This window comes from Polyangium jinanense (assembly GCF_028435365.1).
On record NZ_JAGTJJ010000027.1, the window covers coordinates 139,118 to 162,167 of the forward strand.

At 69.0% G+C, this 23,050-nt stretch carries 12 protein-coding genes; 6 read left to right on the forward strand and 6 right to left on the reverse strand.

The window, feature by feature from the left end; all coding sequences use genetic code 11:
• Positions 1 to 108 precede the first annotated feature (108 nt).
• Both KEG57_RS32930 and KEG57_RS32935 read left to right on the forward strand, forming a co-directional pair.
• Positions 109 to 1,587, forward strand: coding sequence for a vWA domain-containing protein (locus KEG57_RS32930; protein WP_272424050.1), 1,479 nt, complete (start codon positions 109 to 111; stop codon positions 1,585 to 1,587).
• Positions 1,584 to 1,847: a hypothetical protein gene (locus KEG57_RS32935; RefSeq protein WP_272424049.1), complete on the forward strand. Its 264-nt coding sequence runs from the start codon at positions 1,584 to 1,586 to the stop codon at positions 1,845 to 1,847. Before KEG57_RS32930 ends, KEG57_RS32935 begins: the two co-directional genes overlap by 4 nt.
• Position 1,848: 1 nt before the next feature.
• On the opposite strand, the gene KEG57_RS32940 is transcribed toward KEG57_RS32935, so the two are convergent.
• The gene (locus KEG57_RS32940; protein ID WP_272424048.1) at positions 1,849 to 3,165 is read right to left on the reverse strand and encodes an MFS transporter; all 1,317 of its coding nucleotides are present in this window, start codon (positions 3,163 to 3,165) and stop codon (positions 1,849 to 1,851) included.
• A 93-nt stretch (positions 3,166 to 3,258) separates the two neighbouring features.
• Here KEG57_RS32940 and KEG57_RS32945 point away from each other — a divergent pair, with 93 nt between their 5' ends.
• Positions 3,259 to 4,767, forward strand: a complete 1,509-nt coding sequence (locus KEG57_RS32945) for a phytoene desaturase family protein (protein ID WP_272424046.1) — start codon at positions 3,259 to 3,261, stop codon at positions 4,765 to 4,767.
• 332 nt (positions 4,768 to 5,099) lie between these two features.
• Here KEG57_RS32945 and KEG57_RS32950 read toward each other — a convergent pair whose 3' ends face one another.
• The 4 genes from KEG57_RS32950 to KEG57_RS32965 all read right to left on the reverse strand — a co-directional run bounded on the left by KEG57_RS32950 (position 5,100) and on the right by KEG57_RS32965 (position 12,480).
• Positions 5,100 to 6,140 carry a hypothetical protein gene (locus tag KEG57_RS32950; protein ID WP_272424044.1) on the reverse strand — a complete coding sequence of 347 codons (1,041 nt, stop codon included), beginning with the start codon at positions 6,138 to 6,140 and terminating at the stop codon, positions 5,100 to 5,102.
• On the reverse strand, positions 6,109 to 7,362 hold the full coding sequence (locus KEG57_RS32955) for a protein phosphatase 2C domain-containing protein (protein WP_272424041.1): 1,254 nt from the start codon (positions 7,360 to 7,362) through the stop codon (positions 6,109 to 6,111). Before KEG57_RS32955 ends, KEG57_RS32950 begins: the two co-directional genes overlap by 32 nt.
• A gap of 109 nt (positions 7,363 to 7,471) precedes the next feature.
• Positions 7,472 to 11,548 carry a serine/threonine-protein kinase gene (locus KEG57_RS32960; protein WP_272424039.1) on the reverse strand — a complete coding sequence of 1,359 codons (4,077 nt, stop codon included), beginning with the start codon at positions 11,546 to 11,548 and terminating at the stop codon, positions 7,472 to 7,474.
• 89 nt (positions 11,549 to 11,637) lie between these two features.
• Positions 11,638 to 12,480: a hypothetical protein gene (locus KEG57_RS32965; protein WP_272459177.1), complete on the reverse strand. Its 843-nt coding sequence runs from the start codon at positions 12,478 to 12,480 to the stop codon at positions 11,638 to 11,640.
• A 317-nt stretch (positions 12,481 to 12,797) separates the two neighbouring features.
• Here KEG57_RS32965 and KEG57_RS32970 point away from each other — a divergent pair, with 317 nt between their 5' ends.
• Both KEG57_RS32970 and KEG57_RS32975 read left to right on the forward strand, forming a co-directional pair.
• Entirely contained in the window at positions 12,798 to 14,231 is a 1,434-nt protein-coding gene (locus KEG57_RS32970) for a serine/threonine protein kinase (protein WP_272424036.1), read from the forward strand.
• A 690-nt stretch (positions 14,232 to 14,921) separates the two neighbouring features.
• The gene (locus KEG57_RS32975; protein WP_272424035.1) at positions 14,922 to 19,886 is read left to right on the forward strand and encodes a metallophosphoesterase; all 4,965 of its coding nucleotides are present in this window, start codon (positions 14,922 to 14,924) and stop codon (positions 19,884 to 19,886) included.
• Here the strand turns inward: KEG57_RS32975 and KEG57_RS32980 are convergent, their stop codons facing one another.
• Complete coding sequence (locus KEG57_RS32980) at positions 19,887 to 21,488, reverse strand: right-handed parallel beta-helix repeat-containing protein (RefSeq protein WP_272424034.1); 1,602 nt, start codon at positions 21,486 to 21,488, stop codon at positions 19,887 to 19,889. It lies immediately after the preceding gene.
• A gap of 151 nt (positions 21,489 to 21,639) precedes the next feature.
• On the opposite strand from KEG57_RS32980, the gene KEG57_RS32985 reads away from it, so the two are divergent.
• Complete coding sequence (locus KEG57_RS32985; RefSeq protein ID WP_272459178.1) at positions 21,640 to 22,896, forward strand: cytochrome P450; 1,257 nt, start codon at positions 21,640 to 21,642, stop codon at positions 22,894 to 22,896.
• Positions 22,897 to 23,050: the final 154 nt, after the last annotated feature.

A 23,050-nucleotide genomic window follows, 5' to 3' on the forward strand; every position in this document is an offset into this window, starting at 1 on the left:
CGGAGGCCCCCTTGACGCCGCCCGGAACGCGCGATTTCATCGAGGGTCTCGACGCCGGGGTGGGATGCCCCTGCGTCGAGAAAACCCTTGCCTTGGATTGGAATCGACATGCATCGACGAACATCGTTTGCGGGAAAGCTCCGTCCCTCGTTTCGTCCCCTCGCCTTCGTGCTCGCCCTTGCCGCGCCTGCGGGGTGCGGTGGCGGGTATTCGGCTGGGGGCGATTTTCTCGGGGCCACGCCCGGCGGCGCCCAGGACATCGGGCTCGCGCGCAGCATCATCGAATCGGGCGGCGTCCCCACGCTCGACGATTTCACCCCGGAGGGCCTCTACTCCGAGCACGACCTCGCCCTCGCGGCCCCCACGCTCTGCGCAAAACCCCTTTGCATCGACACGGCGGCGGGGCTCGACGTGGGCCTCGACGACGACGCGCGCGACATCTTCGTCCAGCTCGGCATGCAATCGAACATCCGCGAGGATGAATTCGTCCGCAAGCCCTTGAACCTCGGCATCGTGATCGACACGAGCGGCTCGATGGAGGGCAACCTCCCGCACGTGCGGGACGCGCTGCACGCGCTCGTCGACCACCTCCGGCCCGATGATCGCGTGGCCATCGTGGAGTTCGCTTCGAGCGCGAACACGATCCAGGAATCGACGCCCGTCTCCGACAAGGAATCGCTGCACGCCGCGGTCGACGAGATCACGACCGGCGGCTCGACCTCGATGGAGGAGGGCATGATGCTCGGGTATGCCGTGATCGACGAGCACGTGCAGCGCGACACGCTCTCGCGGCTGATGGTGTTCACCGACGCGATGCCGAACGTCGGCGCGACCGACGCCGCGAGCTTCCAGTCGATGGTCACTGCGGCCTCGGCCCTCGACATCGGTTTTACGTTCTTTGGCTTCGGCTCGGACTTCGACGCCTCGTTCGTCGACCAGATCGCCCACCTGCGCGGCGGAAACTATCGATTCGTGGGCGCCGAGGACGTGAAACCGATCTTCGAGGAGGAGCTCGATTTCCTGGTGACGCCCATTGCGTATGATCTCAAGGTCTCCACGGCGGCGGCCGAGGGGACCGAGGTCTCCGACGTCTACGGCGTGCCGCAGATCGGCGAGCACGGCAGCGGCAAGCTCTTCGACGTGAGCACGGTGTTCCTGAGCAAACGCAAAGGAGGGATCGTGCTCCGGCTCGATGGGTCGAACCTCGAGCCGCTCGTCTCCGGCGAGGCGATCGAGGCGGGCTCGGTGACGATCGAATACGAGACGCCCGAGGGCGTTCTCGAAAAGGACACGCTCTCGATGCGCTTGCCCTTCCAGACGCTGCCGGGGCCGACGGACGCGCTCTTGCCGACCCCGCACATCGCGCGGACGCTCGCCGTGACGAACGAATACCTCGTGCTGAAGCGGCTCTGCGGCGATTACCACACGGGGAGCCTCGACGCCGAGGACGCGGCCGCGCGGCTCGAAGGAGCGATCGCGCGGCTCACGAGCGCCGACGCGGCCCTGTCCGACGAGAACCTGAAGCGGGAGATCACGCTGCTCCAGAAGCTCGGGCAAAACCTCGGCCTCGTCGTGGAGACGCCATGAGCGGGCGCGTTTTTCGGGGGCTCTTTGGCGCGCTCGTGCTCGCGTGTCTGGCGGCGGCGGGCTGCTCCGACGAGGGGCAAAGGTCCTGCCCGAGCGATTTCACCTGCGCGGATCTCGTGACGAACACGTGCGGCGAGAGCGGCGCTTGCGCGAGCTCGCAGAGCTGCGTGGCCGCGAAGAAGCTCGAGCAGGGCGGCGATCAAGCCTCCTGCGAGGCCGCCTGGTGCTCGCTCGGCGAGTCGTACAAGGAATGCGAGTGACTCACGCCTTCCGCGGACGGAACGTCGGGATCAGGCAGACCGCCGAGAACACCGCCAGGGCGACGAAGACGTAAAACAGTTTGTCCCACCCGTAGCGCTCGCTCACGCCCCGCGTGACGTACTCCTGAAGAATCGCCCCGATCGAGCCGACGCCATTCACCACGCCCAATGCGGTGGCGGCCGCGTACGCCCCACCCGCGTCCTGCGCCGCGGCGCCGCTGATGAGCGAATCCGGCCCGAAGAGGAGCGCGCCGACGAGCGCCATCATCACGAAATTGGCGACGGTGCCCGTGGCGCCGAGCTGCGCGTAGAGGAAAATCGCGCCGGCGAGGAGCACGAGCCACGCCGCGGCGAAGACCGAGCGCGAGATATGACGATATCGATCGGACATCGCCCCCATGGTGATCGTGCCGAGCACGCCGCCGACCTCGAACGAAATGGACATGTACCCGGCGCCCGTCTTCGAATAATGCAGCGCCGTCGTGAGGTAAAACGGCAGCCAGAACAGGATGCTGTACCGGATGAGCTTCATCCCGAAGTACGAGGCGCCGTAAAACCACACCGTGGGGCTCCGGAGCACGCGGTTCCGCTCCTCCCGCTGGAGCGCTCGGATCGAGGCTTCATCCATCTTGCCGAAATCGACGATCGTCGTCACGTCGCGCCCGGGCACGACCGCCACCGCCCTCGGGCCCGGCTTCAGAAACAGGAGCACGAGCACGCCGACGAGCGCGACCCCGACCGCCGGGCCCCAGAAGCACGCGCGCCAGCCGTAGAGGCTCAGCATGAACGTGGCGAACCACGTCGCGATGATGCCGCCGGCCTGATAACACGTCGCCCACACGCCCATCACGCGGCCGCGATTCTCGGGCGTGGTCCACTCGGCCATCGCCTTCGCGTTGCCCGGCCAGCCCGACGATTGCGCGAAGCCGTTCACCAGGAACGCGACGAGAAACGCGATCCCCACGCTCGACGCCCCGAACGCGAGGCACGCGCCCGCCGAGACGAGCATGCCGACGCCCACGAGCCTCCGTGCGCCGACGCGATCGCCGAGCATGCCGTTCACGTACTGCCCGACCATGTACGCCGCGAGGTACGCCGTCTCGACGTTGCGGAGCACGTCCTTGCCGAGGCTCTCCATGATCGGCGCCTTCGCGACGCTGATCCCTTTGCGCCCCAAGTAATACGTCGCGTACGAGACCCACGTGAGCACCCACGCGGTCCACCGTCCGCGACGCGTCCTTGCGTCCTCGACGAGGGCAGAAGGCTCGCCTCGCTCGATCGGAAGGGACGTGGAGGACGCACCAGGGCCTTGGTTCATCGTTCGCCGAGGGTACGCGTTGTGGCGCCCCGGCCGCTACGGGAACACGACCGGACGAACACCGGCGCTTCTCACCGTGCTACACAAAACTCCATGATCACCCCCGACGCGATCGTGATCGGCGCAGGTCCGAACGGGCTCGTGGCCGCCAACTACCTCGCCCAGGCCGGGTGGTCCGTGCTCGTGCTGGAGGCCCAGCGCCGGCCCGGTGGCGCCGTCTGGACCGAGGAGAGCACCCTGCCCGGCTTCCTCCACGACGTGGGCGCCGCCTTCTTCCCCTTCGGCCCCACGAGCCCCGCCCTGCTCCCCCTCGACCTGCACGACGCCGGCCTCGTCTGGCGCCACGCGCCCCTCGACAGCGCCCACCCCGCCAAGGACGGCACGTGCGCCGCCATCGGGCGCGACCTCGACGCGAGCAAGCAGAGCCTCGGCGAGGACGGACCCGCCTGGGAGAAGCTCGCGCGCTGGCACGCGCAGACGCGGGACGGGCTGCTCGATGCGCTGCTCTCCACGCTGCCCGCCGCGGGGCAGATGCTCCGCTTCGGCCCGGCAAACCTGCTCCGGCTCGCGGCCGTGGCCGCGTCGAGCGGGCGCGGCTACGCGGAGAGGACGTTCCGGACCGAACCCGCGCGCCGCATCATTCCAGCGCTCGCGCTGCACACCGACGTCGGGCCGGACGATCCCTTCGGGGCGATCGTGGGCTTCATGCTGGCCATGCTCGCGTCGAGCGGCGGCTTCGCGATTCCCGAGGGCGGCGCGATCTCGATCACGCGGGCGTTGATCAAGCGGCTCGAACAGCTCGGCGGCGTGGTGAGGACGGGCGCGCGCGTCAAACGTATCGTGGTGCGCGAGGGCCGCGCCGCGGCCGTCGTGACCGAGCAAGGCGAGGAGATCGAGGCCGATCGCGCGATCATCGCCGACACGTCGGCGCCCGCGCTGTACCTGCGATTGCTCGATCCGGACCTCGTGCCGACGCCGCTCGCGGAGTCGATGCGAAACTTCAAGCACGGCTTCGGCACGTTCAAGATGGACTGGGCGCTCTCGGGCCCGGTGCCCTGGTCGTGCGAGGACGCGGCGCGCTCGGCCGTCGTGCACACGGGCGACAGCCTCGACGATCTCGCGCGCTTCACGGCCGAGGTGCGCCGCGGCGAGCTGCCCGAGGATCCGTACCTCGTCATCGGCCAGCAAACGCTCGCGGATCCGACACGCGCGCCCGCCGGCAAACACACGCTTTGGGCCTACTCGCGCGTTCCTCCCACGGTGCCCGGCGGCTGGGAGGCGGTTAAACAATCGTTCGCCGATCGAATCGAGACGCGCATCGAGGAGCTCGCGCCGGGCTTCAAGAAGCGCGTTCTCGCGCGCGTGATCGTCACGCCGCCGGACCTCGAAGCGATGGACGAAAACCTCCTCGGCGGCGATCTCGGCGGCGGCTCGGCGCAGATCCAGCACCAGCTCTTCTTCCGCCCCGTGTTCCCGTACTTCCGTTATCGAACGCCGATCCGCGCGCTCTACCTCGGCTCCTCGTACACGCACCCGGGCGCCGGCGTGCACGGCGCCTGCGGCAGGAATGCGGCAGAGGCGGCGCTGCGGGACGAGGGGTAAACCCTCAACATGGGGCCGCCGCGCCGGGGCTCTGCCCCGGGCCCCGCGGGGGCTGTTCGCCCCTCGACCCGAACCAGGGCAAGCCCTGGACTCGGGTTGGAAGAACCGCGCGATGCGCGGTTCTTCCACGAGCCGGTGGGACGGCGTTGCCGCTTGAAGCGTCAGCGCCGCTGTCTTGATTGGCAAGGTCGTCGCTGGTCTTGCCTCGGCCTGTTCGCTGAACTGCGCATCGCGCAGTTCAGCGACCCCGGGTCCAGCGCTTGCGCTGGTCCAGGTCCAGGGGCGGATAGCCCCTGGTCGGGTCCGGGGTGAAACCCCGGCGCAGCGGCTCCCTACCGGCGCTTCCAATACTCGACGAGCGAAGGGAGCACCGTCGACGACATCTGCGCGAGGTGCGCGATGTGGTCGTCCTCCTTGAACCCGCGATACCCCGCGATACGCAGTTCGCCGCGCCGCGCCTCGCTGCGTTGCTCGAGCCAGCGCTCGGTCGACATGACGGCGCGCCCCAGGGGAAAACTCGGGCGATCGGGCCAGCCGATCGTGCGGGATCGTTCGATGCCGATCACGCGGAGGATCGCGTCCGAGGTCTCGGTCGTGGTCGCATAACGGAACTCGCCGATCTCCGAGTGCGTCATCACGAAAAGCTTCTCGCCGGCTGCGGCTTTCTCGGCGAAACGCACGAACGGCGCGATACGCTCCATGTCGACCTCGCGGCTGCCCTTGTCCACGAAGTTCGAGTGGAGCGCGTCGCAAAGCAGCACCGCCGACACCCGCGAAAACGCCTCGTCCCGCGCGAGGATACGCCCGATCGCCCCGTAGCCGGCGCTCCACGCCGCGAGCGCGAGCCGCCCGAGTCGCGCCCCGCGGAGCCCACGCGCGGCCGCCGTCTCGACGACCCGCGCCACATCGAAATCGAGCATCGCGGGCGCCGCATACCGCGTGTCGTACGCGCCCGAGCCCACGCCGACGTTCACCACGAGCACGAGCGCGGAGAGCCCCGCCGCGGCCACGCTCTCCGCGACGAGCTCGGCGTTGCCGTGGAAATGAATCAGCAGATCGAACGTGCCATCGGCCGACGCGAACGACGACGGGACGAAAAGCGCGCCCGCGGAGACGAGCGTGTAGCCTTCGCGCGAGATATTGCGATCCGCTCGCTCTTGCGGCTCCCGAGCCGCCTCCGGCGCGGCGTTGGGCGGCTCCGGGGGCCGGGCCGAGGGGAGCGCGGGGAGATGCGCCGCGGCCGTGATCGCAGGCGCGCTGAAATCGCGGAGGACCACGAACGACATCGCCCCGATGGAGAGCGCGCCCAACGCGGCGAGTGCAAAACGGCCGACGATCGTCTCAGCTCGCTTGTTCAGCTGTCGGCGCTTCACGCAGGGATCGAATGTACTCCGCCGGCGACTTCACGCAGACCAGGATCGCCGTGATGTTGTCGTGCCCGCCCTTCTCGTTGGCGCGGGCGATCAGCTTGTCGATGGCCTCTTGCGGATGCTTGGTTTCGACCAGGATCTGCCGCAGTTCCTCGTCGGGCACCATCTTCGAAAGCCCATCCGAGCAGAGCAGGTAGGCATCGTCGGGGCGCGGGCGCCCGATGATGAGATCGATCTCCACGGACGGCTGCGTGCCCACCGCGCGGTTCAGGCGATGTGCAAAAGCGGGGCCGGTGAAGCCGAGCGCGGCCATCGTGTGATCCGTGGTGATCTGCTCGAGTTTCCCCTCACGCAGCCGATAGCAGCGGCTGTCACCCACGTGCCCAAGGTAGAGGCGTTGCTTGTTCAGTGAGAAGCGCGCGGCCACCACCGTCGTGCCCATGCCCTTCAGCATCGGGTCCCCGGCGGCCTTCTCGAAAACGGCCTTGTTCGCCATCTGGATGCTGCGCGCGAGCTCCTGGCCCCGGCGCGGCACGTTCTCGTAGGCCGGGCCCTCGAATTTCTGCGTCTTGAACGCCTTCTCGATCACCTCGACCGTGAGTGCGCTCGCGATCTCGCCGCCCGCATACCCGCCCATGCCGTCGGCCACCACGAACAGGCCGTGCTCGTCGACGACGACGTAACTGTCCTCGTTGTTCTTGCGCTTCTGCCCCTTGTCCGTCTGCCCCGCGGCGCTCACGAGGATGAACGGCGAGGCGCGCGTCGGTTCGTCCGCGGCCGCGTCGTCGTCCACGACGATGGCCTTCGCCGGCGCGTCCGGGTGCTCCTCGACCTCGCGCTCGTCGTCGTTCGAGAGGTCCGAGAGGCGCGGCATTTTCGGGCTCAACGTGATGACCGTGAGCTCGCTGTCGTCCTCGTCCTCGTTCGGCTCGGCGATCTTCGGCAGGAGTCTGTCCGACGACGTACGCTCGGGCGCGGGCCTGCTCGAACGCTCGGGCGCGGGCTTGCTCGAACGCTCCGGCGCGGGCTTGCTCGTTCGCTCCGGCGCGGGCTTGCTCGCACGTGTACTCGCGGGGACTTCGGGCGCGTCGTCCGCCTTGCCCCCTTCCCCTTTGCGTTCTCCTTTGCCGCCCGAAGGCAGGGCTTTCGGCCGCGCGAGCTGGAAACCGGCGGCTCCGACGAGGACGACACCGAGGGCGAGTGCGATCGCGGTCCAAAGCTGCATGGGCGGAGATCCCCGGGCGGCGCGCGACGTACGGAACGCCCCCTCGGTTTTTCTACTACGAACCGTCCGCCGCTTGTGGAAAAACCGGCCCGACCCCGCGATCGCGGCGCTAGTCGCGCATGGCCTCGGCAAGGTGCCGCGCCAGCCGCTTGCCGATCACGTTCGGGATCTGCCGCGACAGGGCGAGCGCGCGTTCGAGGTGACGCGCCGCCTCGCGACGCCTCCCCCGCCGCAATGCGGACAGGCCTCGCGTCTCGACCACCTCGATGCGCTCCTGCCCGATCGAGTACCGCTCCGAGCGAGCCTCGAGCGCCTCCCACGCCTCGTCGCCCGCGTCCTCGGTCGCGAGCTCGATCATCGAGCAAAGCACGTCGTCCGAAGGCACCGTCAGCGGCGCGGACGTCCCGCCGCGGGCCCGCGAGGCGAGCGCGCGCGCGTTCTCGATGTCGCCGCGATAGAGCAGCATCCGCGCCTGGAGCAGGATGCTCGCCAGGCGCGGCTCGCCGCCCACGGGCCGCTCGTCGATGGCGCGCGCCTGGGCCACGTGCGGCTCGGCCGCTTCGAGCTCGGCCATCAGGTAGAGGCATTCGCCCAAGTTGAAGTGGCCGGTCCACTCGATGTAGTCCTGCCCGAGCTCGCGGCCGAGCGAGATGACCCGCTCGAGGTCCGAGATCATCCGCTGCCGATCCCCCTGGAACCCGCGGAGCACGCCGCGCGTGTTGATCGACGCCGCGAGGTGCAGCGCGTCGCCGTGGGCGTCGCACAAGGTCACGGCCCGATCGAGCGCGCGCTCGGCCTCCGCGTGCCGGCCGATGCCCTGCTCCAGGTAGCCCAGCATGAGCAGCGCGATCACCTGCGTCTCGTAGCCCGCCTCGCCGAGCGCCGCCGCCTCGGACGCCGCGCGCGTGAGCGCGTCGAGCGCCTCTTCCTTGAGCGAGAAGCGATAAAGCGAACGCCCGATCCCGAGCAGAATGCGCGCCGAGAGCAGCGGCGTCGCCCGGCCCGCGACGAGCGCCTGCGCCTCCTGCACCTTGTCGCGCGAGGCCCCGTGCTCGCCCATCCAGTCGAGCGCCGTCGCCTCGTCGAGCAGGATCTCGACGATCTCCATCTCATCGCCCGCCGCGCTCGCCGCCGCGCGCGCCTCGGCGAAATCCGCGAGCGCGTCGTGATAGCGGCCCACGCGATATCGCATGAGCCCGCGGCCGCGGTACGCGTTGCCACGCCACATCCCCGTGCTCGCCTGCTGCTCCAGGGCCAGCGTGTAGAAACGTTCGGCATCGACGTACGCGTGCCTCGCCCGCGCCGCCTCGGCGAGCGCCATGTAGGCCGCCTCCGCCACGTCGAAGAGCCCCGCGCAGGCCGCGTGGTATGCGAGCTGCGGCAGCCGTTGCTCCTCGGGCGGCCCCTCCGGCGGCCCCGGCGCGTCGCGGTAGTACTCGGCGCACGTGAGGTGAATCTTGCGGCGGAGCGCCTCGGGCACGCCGCGGGCGATCGCCTCGCGGACGAGCGCGTGCCGGAAGCCGACGCGGCCGTGACGCTGCCGGCGAAGCACGCCCGTGTTGAGCAATCGCTCGATGCCGATCCGCGCGTCGAGCGGGAACTCGCTCGACTCGCCGCTCTGATCGAGGCGGCGCAAGATCCCCCGCAGGATGCCGGAAATCTCCTCCGGCGTGACCTCGGCCCCGACGGTCGCCACGAGCCTCGCGTGCGCCCGTTCCGCCGGCGACAGCGCGTCGATCTCGCGGTGCGCGAGCCACTCGATGAGCGGCAGATCGGGCACCCGATCGAGCTCGTCCGTCGCCACGTAAAACCCGCGGCCGCCCTCGTGCCGGCGCACGATTCCGGCGCCCTTGAGCCCACGCACGAGCTCGACGAGCAAGAGCGGAATGCCCTGCGTCCGCTCCACGAGCCTGCGCACCGCGAGCTCTGGCACGTTCTCCGCCGGCGCGAGCAGCGCGCGCACCAGCGAGGCCGCGCTCTGCGGATCGAGCGGGCCGAGATCGAAGACGTCCCGGTGCGCGGCGCGCTCGGCCCAGGACGGGTGGTTTTCCCGGAACACGGGCCGGCCGAGAGCGCACACGAAGATCGGCGCCCGCGCCTCCGCGAGCGTCGCGTGCTCCAGGATGCCGAGCGTTGCTTCGTCCGCGAACTGCGCGTCGTCGAGCACCACGCAGAGCGGCGTCCGTTCCGCGCGCCTCCGCAGCGCCTCGCCGCCAGCCACGCGCAGGGTCGCGCCGAGCGCGAAGGGCGCGGCCTCGAGGGCGCGCAGGCCCGGGAAGTCCGTGGTCTCGTCGCCGCGCGGCGGCCCCACCCAGCCGAGCGCGAGCGCGAGCGCCGCCTCCGCCTCGGGGCTACTCGCCGGCCCGAGGCGCTCGCGCAGCGCGGCCTTGCGCCCCTCCACGGGCATCGACGCGGGCAGACCAAGCGCCGCAGAAAGCAAGTCGCGCACGCTGTCGCCGCCGCCGACGATCGGCTCCGGCGCGCGAAGATCCACCGCCGCTCCGAGCGGCACGAGCGTGCGCAGACGCTCGACCAAGAGCCTGCGCAAATGGCTCTTGCCATGCCCCGGATCCCCGACGATCACCGCGACCGACGGCACGCCTTCGCGGACCGACCGCAGCGCCGAGAGCGTGAGCGTCTCCAGCAGATCGTCCCGACCGACGAGCGGCGGCCCCACGTGCCCGAGCCGCGTTGTCGGATCTTCCGCCCCCGAAAGCTCGCTCTCCTCGACGGTCTTCGCCCCGAACAACGAGAGCAGCTCCGAGAGATCGGCCTCCGTCAGCACCGCGCGCGCCGTCGGCGAGAGCAGGATCGGCGCGGTCGACGCCGGCAGCGGCGCTTGCCCGATCCGCGCGAGGTGCGGCGAAAGCAGCCGCTTCGACCCGTCGGGCCGCGTCGTCACGGACACGTTCGCGAGATCGATCCACACCCGCTCGCAGATCCCGCGCGCGACGAGATCCTGCGCGGCGCGAATCGCCAGGCGCACCGGGTTCTCGTCCGCCTCGTGCCCGAACGCCACCACGTACCGGCCGCTCGAGGCGCGCATCACGTGCCCGCCGATCGGCTCGATGCGTCCCTGCAGTGCGATCGGATCGAGCTGCGACGTGAAGTGCAGCAAGGCCACCGTGCGCCGCTCGGACGCCGACGCATCGGACGACCTCGTTCGAGCATCGGCCGACACGCCCCGATCCGGGGGCTGGGTTTTTCCCACCCCGTTCGTCGCGGGATCCCCGGCGACATCCGGGATTCTCTGCACCTCGGCCTCCGTCCCGAGAGCGATCGCCGCGAGCGCCTCGTCGAGCGCCGTCGCGTTCGTGTATCGCGCGGCCGGATCCTTCTCCAGGCACCGAAGCACGATGTCTTCCAGCGCCGCCGGGACCGGCGTCCCGGCCGCACGTTCGAGCCGCGCGGGCCTGCGGGAGAGATGCCCCTCTCGCACCGCCGCCGGTGGCCCCCAGAACGGCGGATGCCCGGCGAGCATCTCGTACAGGATCACGCCCACCGCGTACACGTCGGCGCGCGCATCGAGCTCCGCGCGACCCTCGCATTGCTCGGGCGCCATGTACTCGATCGTGCCGACCATCGCGCCCTCCTCGGGCGGGGTCACGCGCGCCGGCATCACGCCTTCGCGCCGCGCGAGCCCCAGGTCGAGCACCGTCGCGCGGCCCGGCGGCTCCGTCACGAGGACGTTTTCCGGCTTGATGTCGCGGTGAACCAGCCCCTCGTCGTGCACGGCGCGCAGCGATCCGAGCAAGGCGCGGGTGATCGCGCAGGCCTCGGCCGGGGGCAGAGGCCCGCCGTGGGCGACGAGGATCTCCGCGAGCGTCCTCGCCTCGATGAGCTCCATCACGATGTAGGGTGAACCCGCGGCGAGCACGCCTGCGTCGAGCACCTCGGGCACGTGCGGCGGGCCCACGAGGCGCAGCGCCACGAGCTCGTGCGCGAGCCGTTGCGCGGCGCCGGCCCGATCGTCCCGGGCCAGCTTGATGGCCACGCGGCGCCCGGCGTTTGGCAGCGGCGCTGTCGACACGGCCGCGTACACCATGCCAAACCCGCCCCGGCCGAGCATTCGTTCGGTGCGGTAGCCGCGGAACTCGGGCAGCGGCGCCTCGGGCTCGGATACGAGCTCGGGCGCCGTGTCCCCTTCGAGTGGACGACCATGCTCCGGACACCCGGAGGCCCCCACCCGCCTCCCGCACGAAGCACAACGCGATACTTTCCGTCCTTGACGGATGGTTGCGTCGTGCTCCGGCGGCGGCAGTGGTGCGATCATCTTTACGGCAGGAAAACGGTGATCACATACTCCGTTTTCCCTCCGGAAGGAACCCCAGATTGGGGTGCGGTGCAGCCTGCATGGTACAGGCCTTCGCCGAGCGCTTCGCATTGGCTCGCGCAAGGTCCCATGATCTCCATGATACCGCAGTCCTCGTCGCCCGCGCCCGCGAGACCTGCCGCGCAATCACGCGACTTGTTCCGGGCCTGCTCGACGTTCGCCGGGTTGTAACAGGTACGCAGATAGGGCTCGGGCAAGAAGACGTTTCCCCAGAACGCCCCCTCCTCGTAGGGGAATCCCTTGATCTCGGCGTCATGCACCTCCGCAAGCACATCGGCGGAGCCATGCATCGAGATCTCCACGGCCCTGCCGTAACGATTCGTGCGCGCGCCGAGGCACGCCGACACCCACTGCTGGCCCACCTCGTCGAGCGGCGCTTGCTCCCACGATGGGGCAAGCCCTGCGATGCCCTGGTACACTTCTCTGTGGACATCGCCGTGCAGGTCCGTCCAGGAGTACGAGAGCTCCTGGTCCGGTCCGAGGGCGCAGCCCACGGCATAACGGAGGAACATCCGCGCGAGCCTCCCCTGCTCCGAGGAGTCCTCGATAGCCGCGCGCGCCTCCGGCACCATCGCGTCCACCGAAAGAGGCGCCTTGGCGAACTCCCCACCCGCCGTCAGCGCCTCGGGAACGAGCGCGTTCAGAATGTTGATGCCGAGGGCCCCCTCGCCCACGACCTCGGTGCTGTCCTCCTCGTCGAGATCCGGCCCCCCCACGCAACCGATGACCGGCATGACCGCTACGAGCACGAACGGAAAAAACGCGACCATTGATTTCCGAGACATGTACCCCCCCCGTCTCAGAGATTCCCCTCACGATAGCGCGAAACACGGAGCCGGCACAGGACACGACGAACTTGGAGTACGGGCGTCCTGCGAACGGGTGACCCTCGACGAGTGCATCGGGAATTGCCCTGATGCCGCGCTAGGGTCGGGGGGATCGGGAGCGGCCCCATCAGGCCCGTGCGTACCCTGATTCCATCGCGCGTCGCGGCGATCATTGGGCTTCGCGACAAGCACGGATACCGCGGAAATCGGTTGCCGACGCGGCGCATTTCGGGTCATACCCGTGGCGTAGGATCGCGATCGCACCGGGGGAGGGCATGATGGGTCGATCTGGGCTTCTTGGCGGAGGCGGGATGGGCGGCGGCGAGGATCACGACGTCCCCCTTGCTGTCGGGACGTCCGTTGGTGGTTACGTCATTGACCGGCTCGTCGCGCGCGGCGGGTGTGGCTCGGTGTACCGCGCGCATCCCGCGGGCCGCGCGGAGCCTGTGGCGATCAAGGTCCTGCATCCGACGCTCGCGCCGCTGCCGAAGATGATCGAACGGTTTGTCCGGGAGGTCGAGCTCCTCCGGCGCATCCGCCACCCGAACATCGTCGAGATCAAGGAAGTCGGCGCGCTCTCCTGCGGAACGCCGTTTTTCGTGATGGAGTATCTCCCCGGCGTCACGCTCGACGTCTTGCTCTCGATGCGTGGTCGCCTCGGCCCGGAGGAGGCGCTCGAGATCCTCGAGCCCGTGTGTGCGGCGCTTGGCGCGGCGCACGCGGCGGGCATCGTCCATCGCGACGTGAAGGCGAGCAACGTGATGGCGACGGGCGGGCTCGGCGGCGTGAAGCTCCTCGATTTCGGCATCGCGAAGCTCGTCGATCCGGGCACGTCGAGCGCGGGCCTGACCTCGGTGAACCGGCAGATCGGCACGCTCACGATCATGGCGCCCGAGCAGCTCCTCTGCGCGCCGGTCGACGCGCGCACCGACGTCTACGCGCTCGGCGCGCTCCTCTATCGCCTGCTCACGGGCCGTTTGCCGTTCGAGTCCTCGTTCCCCGGCGAGCTTGTGCGCAAGCACCTGGAGGAGCCTGCGCCGCGCCCGAGCGAGCGCGTCCCCGTCTCGCGCGAGATCGACGCGGTGGTCTTGAAGTGCCTGGAAAAACGGCCCGAGCGCCGTTACGAGTCGGTGCACGCGCTCGTGCGGGCGCTGCGCCACGCGACCTCGGCGGGCACGTTGCGCTCGTCCTCGCACCAGCTCCCGCGCTTCGCGGTGGGCATCTTCATCGAGATCCGGCTGCGCGCCGACGCCGAGGACGCGCCGGATCTTTTCGCGGCCGAGATCGAGCGGATCCTGGCGAGCGCCGAGGATCGGATGCGGAGCGCGGGCTACACGTTGTGTACGAGCACGAGCGCGGAGGTGCTCGGCCTCCGGCTGCTGCCGCGGGATCCTGTGAGCTGGCAGGACGAGCGGCAGGTGGCGCTCGATTTCGCGCTCGACCTGCACACGGCGCTCGCGTCGCGTTCTGGATCGGATCCACGCGTGCACGTGAACGTCTCGGCGCACGCGGGCGAGGTGGTGGTGCGCGAGCGAATCGACGCGGATCCGGAGATTGTCGGCGGCCCGCTCGCGCGCACGGGCGATTGGGCGTCGTCGGAGGAAACGCCCAATCTCTGCGCGACGTGGGAGCTACTCGACGGCCTCGGCGGCTTCGAGGCGGCGCCCGGCCCGGATCCGCTCGTTCTCGTGAGCCGCAGCGCGGCCTGAAAAAGCAATCCGAGGGGCGCCCTGCCCCTCGTTGATTCGATTTTCCGACATTTCATTCCCGCCTATCGCGACCATCGAGCGCCGACTTGGCGCAATGGCCGCGCACATTATTTCATTCAACTACAATTTATTTTCGCGACAAACCAATAAATATCACAAGCAACACGAACCAAAGTTTTACAAGAAACACGTTTTACTAGACAATCTAATTTATAGATTATTGATCATAATACACAACAACGCAACGCGTCAAAATCCAGGTGGGTTCATGACGCAAAAACCGACAAAAATGGCCCGAAAACACCCGGAAGACCGGAAAAAGCTCCGGAGGACCCCCGAGCGCCCCGCGCAGGCCCCTCGCCGATAAGGAAAAACGGCCCCAAAGTACTGGTAGCAAGATGTTTGGGTGACAACAATCAACAAATTCCACTACGGGCAAAAATCCACAGCACCAGACCGTGGCCCAAACTTCAGTTTATCTGGACAAACATGCCCGAAAGGACTGGTAGCAACATGTTTCAAACCAAACACAACATGAACAAAGAAACATTCACAACATTCGTATAGGTACGTGGTTTACCCATCAGTTCATCAAGACAAACCAACCCACGCCCCCCCCGCCGTCGTTGCCGGACGCGAGGGCCGGGGGATACGATGGGCGCCGGTCGACACCCCCCGGGAGCCCCCTACATGGCCGGACTCGGCTGGCTGCACCTCACGGACCTGCACGTCCGAACCCACGGCACGCTGTGGCAAAGGCCCCGCTTCCGCGAGGAGATCGAGCGGGACCTTGCGCAGCTCCACGCCCGCGCAGGCTCCCTCGACCTCATCCTCGTCACCGGCGACCTCGCGACGAGTGGCACGGAGAGCGAGTACGACCTCGTCACGGAGGGGCTCGCCTCGCTTCAAGACTTTCTCGCCCGGCTCGGCGCACGCCCTGCCCTGCTCGCGGTGCCCGGCAACCACGACCTCGTCCGCATCGCCAGGGGCGCCGCCCCGGAGCCGGAAAGCTGGGAAGGAGCGACACGCGAGGCGTTCTTCGACGACGCCGATCACCCGATGCGGCACGCGGTGGAGGCTGCATTCGCCCCGTTCAAGCAATGGATGAAGGCCTTCCACCACGAGCGCCCCGGCGACATCGAACTCCACCTCCGCCCGGGTCTTCTTCCCGGCGATTTTGCGGCCACGGTCACGAAAGACGGCCACCGTTACGGAATCGCCGGCCTCAACACCGCCTTCCTCGAGCTCTCCGCGTCGAGCGCCTATGGGCGTCTCGACATCGATCCGCGTCAGATCGAGGCGGCAGCGGGCGACCTTCCTGCCTGGTCCGAGCGCCACGACGCTTGTATCTTGCTCACGCACCACCCGCCTTCCGGACTCTCGCCCCGTGCTCGCGACCGGCTGGCACGGATGGCCCCGCCTGGCCGCTTTGCCGTCCACTTGGCTGGGAGCAGCCGCGGAAAAGCCCCCATTTTGTTGGACGAGCCCCATGCGCCGCTTTGCACGGCCCCTTTCTTCGGCGGCTGGATCACGCCCGATTCCATGGATGGATACGTGGTCGGTCGGCTCACGTTCGCAGACGCATTCGGCGAGGGGGTTCTCTCGTTATGGCCTCGAACCCTGGCCTCCTCGCCGCAAAACGAGGCCATGCTCGTCCCCGTCCCCACGCTGCTTCCCCTCGGCGTGGACGAATCGCTCCGACGGACGTTCGTCCACGGGCGCACAGCCCTTCCCGCAAAGGCCGACGATTTCGCGGAAGACGAAGCCCTCGAATTGCCGATCGCCGCAGAATTCGCCCCGCAGGCCGCAGCAAAACCCGTCCTATCGCCCGCGCCCGAGCCGCTCGAATCGAAGAAGGAGGCCGCTCCCCCGCCGCCCCCTCGCCCGCCGCCCATCGCCCCCTCCGTCGCCGCATTCGCTCCCTCCCCCGTCCCCGCGCGCGCCCCCGGAGCCACGCGCGGCCTCGCTCTCGGTCCCGCTTCCGCGCACGCCTCCGCCTCCGCTTCCGCACGCGCTCCCGCGCCCGCATCCGCTCCCGCTTCCGCGGATGTCCCCTCCGAATTCACCCTCCTGCGCTCCTTGCCCATCGACCGCGGCCCGCTCGCCCGCGTCCGGTTCTCGCCCCTCGGCGACACGCTCGCCGCCATTTCATTCTGGGGCAAGATCCACGTCTGGGACGCGGACACGCAATCGAATCGCTGGCTCGCGCGCGCCGGCTCCGACGCGATGGACCTCTGCTACGCCCCCGACGGGCGTCGCATGGCCACGCGTGCCGGGACGAACCTTTCCATCTGGGATGCCTCGAACGGCGAATGCCTCCGCACGCTGCACGAGATCTCCGGCACGAGCCTCGCCTGGTCGCCCGAGAACGTCCTCGCCGCGGGCATGCCCGACGGCAAGATTCTTTTCCTCGATGCCGACGGGCTCCTCCCCATCGGCTACCTCGATCACGGCTTTTGCCCCGATGGAATCCTCGCCCTCGCCTTCTCGCCCGACGGCGAGTTCCTCCTCTCCGGCGGCAAGGGCGATGGATTCGTCGCCATTTCCACGATCCCGGCGGGCACCTTGCCGCAAAATGGCTTCACCCGCGCCGCCCATTTCCACCGCGGCTCCGTCCTCGATTTCGCGTTCCGGCCCCGCACGCCCCACGTCGCCTCCGCCGCCGACGACGGCACCATCGCGGTCTGGAGCCTCCAGGATGGCGCCTTCCTCGCCAAGCTCGAAGGCCATTCCGCTGCCGTCACGAGCCTCTCCTTCTCGCACGACGGCCGCCTCCTCGCCTCCCGCTCCCGCGACGGCCTCGTCCTGCTCTGGCGCACGGATACCTGGGAGCCGGTCGCGCGATTGCGATCCGCCACGAATTACCTCGCAGGCGCCATCTTCTCCCCCACCGAGCCCACGCTCACCATTCCCTCGCCGACCGGCGCCCTCGCCCTCTTCAACGTCGATATCGACGCGCTCCGTGGCCGCGCCCCCTCCTCCACCACGCTCCACACCACCACGGCCAAGGTCGTCCTCCTCGGCGAGGGCCGCGCCGGAAAAAGCTGCCTCGCCCTCCGCCTCGCCGAGGATCGTTACGAGGAGCAACCTTCCACGCATGGAATGCGCTTCTGGCCCATTCGCGACGCGCGCCTCCCGCGCGACATGCCTGTCCCGAAAAACCATCGCCGCGAGCTCGTCGTCTGGGATCTCGGCGGCCAGGACGAATACCGCCTCGTCCATCCCCTCTTCTTGCGGGACACCTCCCTCGCCTTGCTCGTCTTCGAGCCCGGCCGCGGCAAGGCCGCCGAGAATGAAATCGCCTCGTGGAACGATCACCTCGGCGACGGAGGCGAGCACGACGACGCGCCTCGCCGATTGCTCGTCGGTACAAAACTCGACGACGCCGAGCGCGCCCCCGAGGATCGCTCCGGGAGCGAGCGCCTCCGCACCCACGTCGGCGCCCTCGCGTACGTGCCCACGAGCGCCCGCACGGGCCGCGGCATCTCCGAATTGAAGAGCACGATCCTTGGCGCCATCGATTGGTCCTCGCTCGGCCCGACGAGCCGCCCCGTCCTCTTCGAGCGCATTCGCGCGCATGTCGAGCGCGCCCGCAAGGCCGGCCGCGCCGTGCTCACGCTGCTCGAGCTCGAGGCCAGCGTGGCCCAGGACGAGACCGACGCCGAGCTTGCGGTCGCGATCCCCGCCGTCGCCTCGCAGCTTGCCCGCCAGGGCCTCGTCGCGGACATACGTTTGTCCGATGGAACCCGCGCCCTCGTCCTCGAAGTCGAGCAGATCGCCCGGTATGCCGGCTCCTTGATCCTGCTCGCCCGCGACAACCCCCACGGCGTCCCCGCGCTCGACATCGCCACGCTGCTCGGCCCCGCCGCGCGATTCCCGCGCATCCCGCCCGGCGAGCGATTACGCAAGGATCAGGAGCTCGGCGTCCTCGATGGCGTCATCGCGCTCCTGCTCGAACAAGGCACGTGTTTCCTCCACGAGGGATTGCTCGTTTTCCCCGCCCTCTTCCCGGCCCCCGCGCCCGCCGCCGATCCGGCCGATCCCGTCGCCGCCGCTTTGCCGGCCGCCATTCGGTACGAAATGAGCCGCCCCGCCTCGGAGGTGTATGCCTCCGCCGTCACGGCCCTCGCCCTCGGCCGGCGCTTCGGCCCCGCGCGCCTCGGCCCCGGCCGCGCCGATTTTGGCCTCCCGGGCGAAGGTCTGTCGCGGCTATCCATGACCCGAGCCCCGGGCGGAAAGGCGCGCGGGGGCCTCGAAGTCGCCTTTTCGCCGGACACGCCCGACGAGGTCCGGCGGCTTTTCGCGGGGTTTCTGGAGGATCACCTCAAGCAGCGCGGCGTCCATTTCGTCGAGCGCGCCTCCGTGCGCTGCGCGTGCGGGTACGTCTTGCCCGAGGACACCGTCAAGAGCCGCCTCGTCGGCGGCCATTCCGACATCGGCTGCCCCGAATGTGACGCCCGCACCCCGCTCGTCCCACGGGTCGAAGGGAAAGACGCGCTCGCCGCCCCGATCTTCGCCTTGCGGCGCGAGGCCGAGCGCCGGCGCGAGGAGAGCGTCGAGGCCGCGCGGATGGCCATGGCCGTCGCGCGCGTCACCTCGGACAAACCCCCCGCGCCCATTCGAATCCTCCACCTCAGCGACCTGCACCTCCACGAGGGCGACGACCCCGAGACCCTGCTCCAGCCCTTGCTCACGGACTTGCGCGACCGCGTGGAGGGGCTCGCCCTGGAAAAGCTCGATTTCGTGGTCGTCTCCGGCGACCTCTCGAACCGCGCGAGCCCCGGCGAGCTCGAGGCCGCGCGCCATTTCCTCTCGCGCCTTGCCGAGGCGATGAACCTCACCGCCGAGCGCTGCATCGTCGTGCCCGGCAACCACGATCTCGACTGGGACACCGAGGTCTACGATTTCAAGAAGCGGCGCGCCGTCGACCCGAAGCGCCTCGCGCCCGGCAGCTTCGTCGAGCAGGAGAGCGGCTACCTCGTGCGCGACGAAACGCGATATCCCGATCGATTCCGCAATTTTTCCCGCCACCTCTACCACCCGCTTTGCCTGCGCGAGTATCCGCTCACACCTGAGGAGCAAGGGATCGCCCTGCTCTTCCCGGCCGAGCGGGTCCAGTTCGTCGCGCTGAACTCGGCCTTCGAGATCGACGAATACCACCGCGGCCGCTCGGCCATTCACCCGGGCGCGCTCTCCCGTGCCCTCGCCGAGGCCGAGCGGCAGATCGAGGAGGCGCAGCGGCGCGGGGACCTCGACGCGAACGCCGCCGTCCTGCGGCTCGCCGTCTTCCACCACCCGGTGACGGGCAATGAAAAGATGACGGACGACGCTTTCCTTGAACGATTGCGCCGCGCTGACGTCCGGGCCGTCCTGCATGGGCACGTCCACGAGGACCGCGCCGATCTCGTAGGATACCTGCATCCCGCGCGGCGGATCCACGTCGTCGGCGCGGGCAGCTTCGGGGCGCCCGCTGACCATCGCCCCGCGTCCGTGCCGCGTCTCTACAACCTGATCACGATTCCGCGGGATCTCGGGCGAATGCGCGTCGACACGCGCTCGCTGCGCAAGGACGAGGGCATCTGGGAGCCCTGGTGCACGTGGCCGGGCGACAAACCTGGCGAGCGCCGCGCCCATTACGAGGTGCGGTGGGGCTGATCAGAGCTCGTCCGCGCCGATGTCGACCGGACCGTTTTTCCTGTTCTCCCCGTCGATGTCCATCGCGCCCACGTCGACCGCGCCGCTCCCCTTGTCTTTCGCGGGAGAGTCGGGCGAGAGGTGCAGATCACCGTTCAGCGGATTCACGAGCTTCGGGTCTACAGTGAGCGAATTCGCGCCGCCCGAAGCGCCGTCGAGGCCCCCGTTGAAGTAGATGTTGAAATCGAACACGTTCCCCGTGTTGCCGCTGCCCGCGATGACGACCGCGCTCGTGCCCATCGTCGCGACCACGATGTTGTTCTGAACCACGTTGCCCTCGTTGCGGTTCTGCAAGAGGATCGCCGCGTCCGCCCAGCCGTCGCGCGAGCAATTGAACAGCGTGTTGTTGACGATCACGTTGTTCTTCGCGGCCCCGCCCCCACCGCCGTTCCCGCTGCTGTACCCGCCGGTCACGATGCAGGTGACGTCGTTGTCGTGCAGAAAATTGTTCCGCACCACGATGGCGCGTGTCGACTTGCCGAACCACTCGCTCGCGAGCTCCACGCCGAGATCACAATCGTGGGCGGTGTTCCGCTCGATCATGAGATCCGCCCCGCCGTCCACGTAGAAGCAGCCCGCGGCCTTCTCGTTGCCATAGGCGGGATTGCCGGCGCTCGTGACGTCGTGCGCCAGGTTGCCCACGATGAGGCCTTTGCGGACGCGGTTCACGTCGGGCGCGTCGATCACGTCGTCCTGAGAGCAGGAGCCGCAGACATCGCCCTCGAACCCGATGAAATCGAACGCGATGTTGTTCACGTGGTGGACGTGGTTGTCGCGCACCTCGAAATCACGCACGTTCCCGTTCACCACGAGCGCCTCGCTCCAGCCGAGGACGAGATCGTGGAGCTCGTTGCCGAGGATCGAGATTCGCTCGGCCGGCGTGGTCTCCGTCCCGTACACCGCGATGCCGTGCGCGCCCGTGCCGTCGCCTCCGTTCTCGGCCAGGATGTCGTGAATGACGTTGTCGCGAATCACGATATCGTGCGCGGCGCCGCGGACCCAGACGCCCGCGGGGAAATTGCCATTTACGCCCGTGAGGTTGCGAATCTCGAACCCCTCGACGACGATGTGCGCCTGATCGACGATGTTGAACATCCCCACCTCGCCCATACCGATGAGGTTCGTTCCATCGAGGATCGGCCGCGCGCCGCAGGCCGCGCGCACCGTGATCGGCGCCCCGGGCGCGCCCGAGCGCGGGAACGTGATGCGCTCGTCGTACGTGCCCTGGCGGACGACCACGGTGTCCCCCGGCTGGGCGGCCTCCAGGGCGACGGCGATGTGCCGGAACGGCTCGGCCGACGTGCCCGGACCGTCGTCGTTGCCCGTATTCTCGACGAAATAGGTCCCCGCCGCCGGATCACAAGCGCCGCCGCTGCTCCCGCCGCCGCCGCCGCTTCCGCCGCCGCTTCCGCCCCCGCCGCCGCTCCCGCCTCCGCTTCCGCCGCCGCTTCCGCCGCCGCTTCCGCCGCCGCTTCCGCCGCCGCCTCCGCTTCCGCTCGCGCTTCCGCTCACGCCCGTTTCATTCGACGAGCACGCGAGGAGCCCGATCCCGAGGAGCGCCACCAAGAAACCTCGATGCATCACACCGCCCTGCCTTTCCGCATTACGCAGGCCGCAGCATACGCATTTTGTGGACGCGCGTCGCTCCCTCGTGGTTCAGTACATCCCCGTACAACGAGCGCGCGGCGCCACGTCGCGCGCCACGGAGGCATTCATGTCCGAATCCCGTGTGACGAGCCGAGGAGGGTCCGCTTGCGGCCGGGAGCACTTCCCGCTCGCCTCGCCCATGCTCGACGATCCGCGGCCCTTTTATGCCCGCGCGCGCCGCGACGAGCCCGTCTTCTGGAGTGATTCGCTCGGCCTCTGGGTCGTGACCCGGTACGAGGACGTCTGCGCGGTCGCGAAAGACGCTTCGCGGTTCTCGTCGCTCGATTCGATCACGCCCAAGGCCGCCACAGCGCCTCCCCCGCCGGAGCTCCTCGCCGAGCTCATGAAGGGGTATCCGCTCCTCCCGAGCCTCGTCGACAGCGATCCCCCGATCCACACGCGCGGGCGCGCCCTCGTCACGAAGGCCCTCTCGCTCCGCCGTCTCGCCGCATTCGAGCCGATCCTCCGCGACATCGCCGAAAGGCTCGTCGACGATTTCCTCACGAAAGGCCACGTCGAGCTCGTGCACGCCTTCGCGATCGCATTGCCGGGGAACTTCATCGTCGACCTGCTCGGGCTGCCCCGCGAGCACCTCGATCAGGTCGATCGCTGGACCACGAACAGCACCGCAGTCTTCGCCGGACAGGATCCGCTCCCGTCACTCCTCGAGCATGCGAAGGGATTCGTCGCCTTCCAGCATTACCTCGCCGACGCGATCGAGGACCGTCGGAAAAACCCCCGCGACGACGCACTCTCCGATATCGTCACCGGCGCCGCGGCCCTGGATCCGCCGTTCGGCGTGGCCGAGCTCGTCAACATGCTCCTGCAGATTCTCTTCGCCGGCTACGAGACCACAGCCGGCCTCATCGCGGCCGCGGCGCTCGAGCTCGCACGTGATCCAGAGCTCTTCGCCGCGGCACGGAAGGACCCGGGCATCATCCCCTCCATCGTCGAGGAGGTCCTGCGGACGGCCTCCCCCATTCACGCGATGTACCGCACCGCGCTCGAGGACGTGGAGATCGGCGGCGTGCACATCAAAAAAGGCGAGCGCCTGCAGATCGCGTACATCTCGGCGAACCACGACGAAGCGCGCTTCGAGGAACCGCTCCGGTTCGACCTCCGCCGAACGGCGCCGAACCTCGCATTCGGACACGGAATTCATTATTGCATCGGCGCGCCGCTCGCGCGCCTGGAAGGCCGCATCGCGCTGGAGGTCCTGACCCAGCGCCTGCCAGGCCTGCGCCTCGTCCCGGGCCAGAAGCTCACCTATTTCCCGAGCGCCACCGCCCGCCGCCTCGAATCGCTGGAGCTCGCCTGGGACTGAGCATTGGTCTCATCGCGAGGCGTCGCGCCGGGGCGCTGCCCCGGACCCCGCGGGGGCTGTTCGCCCCTCGACCCGAACCAGGGCAAGCCCTGGACCATTTGGGGAAGAACTGCGCGATGCGCAGTTCTTCCCACAGGCCGGTGGCAAGACCAGG

Excerpts from the sequence above, each read along its gene's own strand:
- KEG57_RS32930 (WP_272424050.1), top strand. The coding sequence starts at position 109 with ATGCATCGACGAACATCGTTTGCGGGAAAGCTCCGTCCCTCGTTTCGT.
- KEG57_RS32970 (WP_272424036.1), top strand. The coding sequence starts at position 12,798 with ATGATGGGTCGATCTGGGCTTCTTGGCGGAGGCGGGATGGGCGGCGGC.
- KEG57_RS32935 (WP_272424049.1), top strand. The coding sequence starts at position 1,584 with ATGAGCGGGCGCGTTTTTCGGGGGCTCTTTGGCGCGCTCGTGCTCGCG.
- KEG57_RS32940 (WP_272424048.1), bottom strand. The coding sequence starts at position 3,165 with ATGAACCAAGGCCCTGGTGCGTCCTCCACGTCCCTTCCGATCGAGCGA.
- KEG57_RS32975 (WP_272424035.1), top strand. The coding sequence starts at position 14,922 with ATGGCCGGACTCGGCTGGCTGCACCTCACGGACCTGCACGTCCGAACC.
- KEG57_RS32985 (WP_272459178.1), top strand. The coding sequence starts at position 21,640 with ATGTCCGAATCCCGTGTGACGAGCCGAGGAGGGTCCGCTTGCGGCCGG.
- KEG57_RS32965 (WP_272459177.1), bottom strand. The coding sequence starts at position 12,480 with ATGTCTCGGAAATCAATGGTCGCGTTTTTTCCGTTCGTGCTCGTAGCG.
- KEG57_RS32945 (WP_272424046.1), top strand. The coding sequence starts at position 3,259 with ATGATCACCCCCGACGCGATCGTGATCGGCGCAGGTCCGAACGGGCTC.
- KEG57_RS32955 (WP_272424041.1), bottom strand. The coding sequence starts at position 7,362 with ATGCAGCTTTGGACCGCGATCGCACTCGCCCTCGGTGTCGTCCTCGTC.